This is a genomic window from Blautia sp. ZXY-1-C6 (assembly GCF_056339875.1).
In genome coordinates, this window is sequence record NZ_JBWJVQ010000103.1 from 1 (window position 1) to 4693 (window position 4693).

Annotated in this window: 3 protein-coding genes; all 3 read right to left on the reverse strand. The window is 37.0% G+C overall.

Annotated elements, in window-relative coordinates; translation table 11 throughout:
- Positions 1–294: 294 nt before the first annotated feature.
- Complete coding sequence (locus tag AC075J_RS03880) at positions 295–2025, reverse strand: ATP-dependent nuclease (RefSeq protein ID WP_243099556.1); 1731 nt, start codon at positions 2023–2025, stop codon at positions 295–297.
- A gap of 104 nt (positions 2026–2129) precedes the next feature.
- Entirely contained in the window at positions 2130–3050 is a 921-nt protein-coding gene (locus AC075J_RS03885; protein WP_476390034.1) for a TnsD family Tn7-like transposition protein, read from the reverse strand.
- A gap of 607 nt (positions 3051–3657) precedes the next feature.
- The coding region (locus AC075J_RS03890; protein ID WP_476390033.1) for an IS1634 family transposase at positions 3658–4693 on the reverse strand (1036 nt) is incomplete at its 5' end.

Sequence of the window (4693 nt, forward strand, 5' to 3'; positions counted from 1 at the left end):
TACCTTACATGCTCCTGCAGTTCCAGAATCTTGTTTTCAGTTTTCTGAATGTCATCCAGAACCTTTTTTAATCGCATATTCATCTCTTGTTTACTCCTGTCCTTTCATAAAAAAATTTGACATTTAAAAGTCTGTTACAAATAAAAAAGTTTGACAATTATATCTCTATCACAATCAAAGGCATTACCTCCTTCTCATTTTTAGCGCAAAAAAGGATGCATTAGCTTTCACGGCTTTTGCATCCTGTCTATTTTGCTTATTATTCAAATACCCTAATTATAAGTAACTGTAATCCTACAGTGCCATACTTTGTATAAACTCTTTGATTTCATTATAAATTGAATTCTCTAAATCTGGATAAGTCTCCAGTACTGAATTAACCCAATTAGGCCCATGCCCACCTACGGTTGGAATAAAAGATTCGAGTTCTCCTACAGGTACAACATAAATTCCATTTTCCTTTAAAATTGAGTTCATTTTCTCAAACGCTAAAGCAGCATCTCCGTGTGGAAATCCTCTTACACCTGACTTTTTCAAATCAGACCATATACTTTTTGTTTTTACCACTTCTTGTATATCTTTACTTTCTTTATTAGACAGTACATCATTCCTGTTTTTATTTAGTATAGCCTCAATGGCTGCTCTGGCTTCTTCCCTCTTTATACTTCTTCCATTCCCCAGATTTGAGATGAGAATTCTATAGTCCTTCTCTAACGCCTCCCATGATATCCCAAAAGAATTCGTTATTGTTTTAAATATGGTTTCATCATTAAGAACATCTAAATCTGGAACTAACTTCACATCAATATTTAGCTCTTTTAATGAAAAAACTATCTTAGCCATGCGTTGCTTTCCTCCACAATGTATAAACATTGTTTCGGAAAAATGTCCTTCTTTTTGCTTCAAATAACTATCAATTATTGAATATAATCTACAGTCAGAATCACTTTCACAAAGCACGACAGTTTTGTGAAAAAGGCTTGCCATTATATTCGAATGTCTCAATAGCGGATCTCCCCATATTTTTTTGAAGTTTTCATTCCCAAGAATAGAAAAATTATTTACATTCCCTGTTCTGGTAATGCGAATCATCTTTACCCGTTCAGGACATACTTCAAGCAAACCTTTGACTATTTCTTCCGAGTGAGTTGAAATAAAAACCTGTTGATGCTCCGATAATGTTTGACCTATGATTTCTCCCATTATTTTGGCCTGTGGTGGATGAAGAAAAGATTCCGGTTCATCAATTAAAAATGTCCTATAATGGTCAATCATTAAATACAGCATAATACCAACAAAGCTTTTTATCCCATCTCCTTGATTTTGAACTTGCGGATATGATGCTAACTTTTCCGCATATGAATAAATCATTGATGACGCTGATTCTTTATCGCTTTCGATTTTAACATCATCCCCTATAGCCAAAGGTATAACAGATCCAAACAACTGGTTAGGAATTATGTGCTTCTCGAATGCTCTTTCAAAATCATGTGACAACTTTTTCTTATACTTCTCATTAAATGCAGCATAATGAATCGGACTCTGGTAAGTTTCATCGCGACGTATATTAGGAGCCGGCTCACATATTGTCAATCGATTCAATGTAGTCAAATACCCAATAAGAAAATTTCGGAGTTCACCATATGTTTCATTTGATTTCCAAGAATCTACTATTCCACTATATATACTGTAGGAAAGTCCTGTATAATACTTGTTTGGTCCATTAACCTGAACATTAGAAAACTTTTCAAGATAGGACTGCAAAGAGGAATCTTCCTTTTCAATCTTTATGCTCGAAACTACTACGCTATTATTATTCGAGCTCTCACACAATTGATAGATATCCTTTAACGTCTGGCTTTTACCAACATTATTAGGACCTACAAACACAACTATATCAGAAGGTGAAACCTCAAAGTTTTCTCCATTATTAAATGTGATTTGACGGATATAGCCACCAAACGTTTCTGAAACCTTATGCTCGGAGACCATTTTTTCTCTGTTACTTTCCATATCTACTCCCATCTTGTACTTCCTTTCACATATACTTTATTTATCAAACCAACGTTGCCTTTGCTTTCTCTTTTTCATTCCTCTAATCACGCTTTAAAAACAAATCAACTTTGAGTCTACCAAGCTCTGTCAATAAATAAAGTATCATTTAGTTCCATTATCAAATTTTCTATCAAATTCCTGTTTTTCTCATAAGAATCTCTTTTAATCTGAACTTTTCTCTTTACGTCATCATATGTAAACTCCTTTCCTCCGGCTTTTTTCTTTTCAAGGGCGATTTCTATATACCGCCGCCGAATCCATTCTTCCTGTGTTTCGCAGACTTCATCAAAGAACTTCTGCATTTCTGGCAGGTAACGCAGCCTGCCGTATATATCATCCCTATTTATCCCGGCTGCCCTTGCCAACCAACTGATATTGATGCGTTTCCGCTTATCCCCTGATGACTGTATTTCTGCATATGCCGCCTTTAGTTCTACGAGGGCAGCTTCTCCCCATTCATTCCTCGGCTTATTAAATTCATGAACTAGCCTGGTATGAATCCATTCCGGGTCTTTACGAATCAACCATTCATAAGCCCCTGGGACCCGCTCTTTCAGATCCCGGCAGGACATTACAGGTGTCTTTTGCAATTCTTCCTGAACACGCCGCTGATAGTAAGCTGTTTTCCCCTCGCTCTTGTTAACACCACAAGAATAATAACTCGCTTTACGCCTTTCCTTTACATCAATCCCATTCTTTTTGGCATACTGTCCTACGGTATTGGCTCCGACGCCCAGCATATCAGCAATCGCATTCAATGACAATCCAGGATTGGAAAGATATTCTTTCAAATGTTGTTCATGTATAAAACTTCTATTAGAAATACATGGATTTTTCAGGTATTCCTCAAAACTCTGTCCTGGATTTGACCTGCGGTAGCGCATCCCGCAGTGCGGGCATTCAAACCATGCCCATATCTCATCCCGTTTTTTACAGATTTCTACCTGTATTGCACCATCTTTCCGATAAGGTATTTCATGGGGTCTGACCCCAATGTGGTCAACTTAAGCCCAGAATGCTGAAAATCCAACGATTCTGGGCTTATATTCTGGATTTTTTTATATAAATATCTTGACATATCCTCCTAAATATGTGGTTTATAGATTAAGCAATATTACGTTACCAGCGAAATATTTATCTATTCCAATACGTAGGAGGTATGCCATATGAATCGAACTAATATTTGTAAAAATATCGTCCAATCCATTAAAGATTATATCACAGATCAAGTTAAACTGAAACCCCATCGGGTGGAAAAACATTTTGTACGGCGAAGAAATGTGAACTTCCAGTCTTTTTCCGCCTAAATCGAGAGTCCCTATATCTGTGCTTCAAAATAATTCTATTTTTCCGTCTTTTCTCCATCTGATCCTGCATTTAAAAAGTTCATGATCTCCTCATATGACCGCCCACTTTTTACAACTGCTGACAGGATCTCTTCTTTTCTTATGGCATCCCGCTTATCTAACAGTTCTTTCAGATTTGCTGTTGCCTGGTCATACTTTTCTTCGCTGCGATCACATCAGCCTCTGCTTTTTTAATCTTTTCTTCCAATGCTTCCTTACTTGTTTTTCTTGTTCTTGCCATCTTTATTTTCCTTCCTTATTCTGCTTCTTTCAGTTCCTTACTCAGCTCTGACGCAAAGTATTTTATACTATTCACATCCAGTCCAAAGGCTTTCAATATTACTTTCTGGTTCGCTGTTACTGCATGATCCAGACGGTATATATTGTCTAACTGACGTACCATTTCTATTTTTTCCAGCTCTTTTATTGCCGCCGGTACAGTCATATAGTTCAGTTTCTTATCCAGTTTTTTCATTTCTTCTTTTAGTTTTATATACATCTTGCAGCGCATTATCATGGCTGCAAATTCAACAAATATCTTCGCTCCTGCTGATTCTTCTGAATACACCCGGATGCTCTTATTCCCCAGATATGATTTGTCTCCGCGGAATAGTTTCTCCGATACATCCCTGCTCTTATACAGTTCGATTGCTTCCTTCGCACTCATCTTTTCCGATGTAACGATACAAAAATATCCTGCCAGATCCAGCTCTCTTTCTACCACACTGCACCGTTCTTCCGGTAGTATAAAAGTTTGGCTCTTTTTATCATAATGAAGGTTAAAATACTTCTCAAATCCAGGACCGAATTCCTTTACTTTATTCTGGTACTTTTTCAGATACTGCGTCATCTGGTTGATCCGGTTTTCAATCTCTATCCGTTCTGCGCTTTCTTTGGAAATACTATGATACAGATGAAAATAACGCTCTTTTTTATCACTTGCATACAGTTTGTGCCGTATTGTCTTTCCGTAAACTCCATATTCATAGATATTGTTTACCCGCTTATTTTCAAATGTCCCTTTATTTTCCAGGATCAGTTCATTCACAAGGGCAGACATCCCTTTCACCATGATAACAAAACTATACCCACATTTATCCATATATTGTATATTCTCGCAGCTGAAACATCCCCTGTCCAGAATGAATCCGATCTTCTTATAACCATATCCGGATGCTTTATCCAGCATGAACTGAAGCTGGGAGATATCATTCAGACTTCCTGGATATTTTTCATAAAATAATGGTTCCTGATTATGGGTATCATACGCAACTGCATAATTAAATACCGGC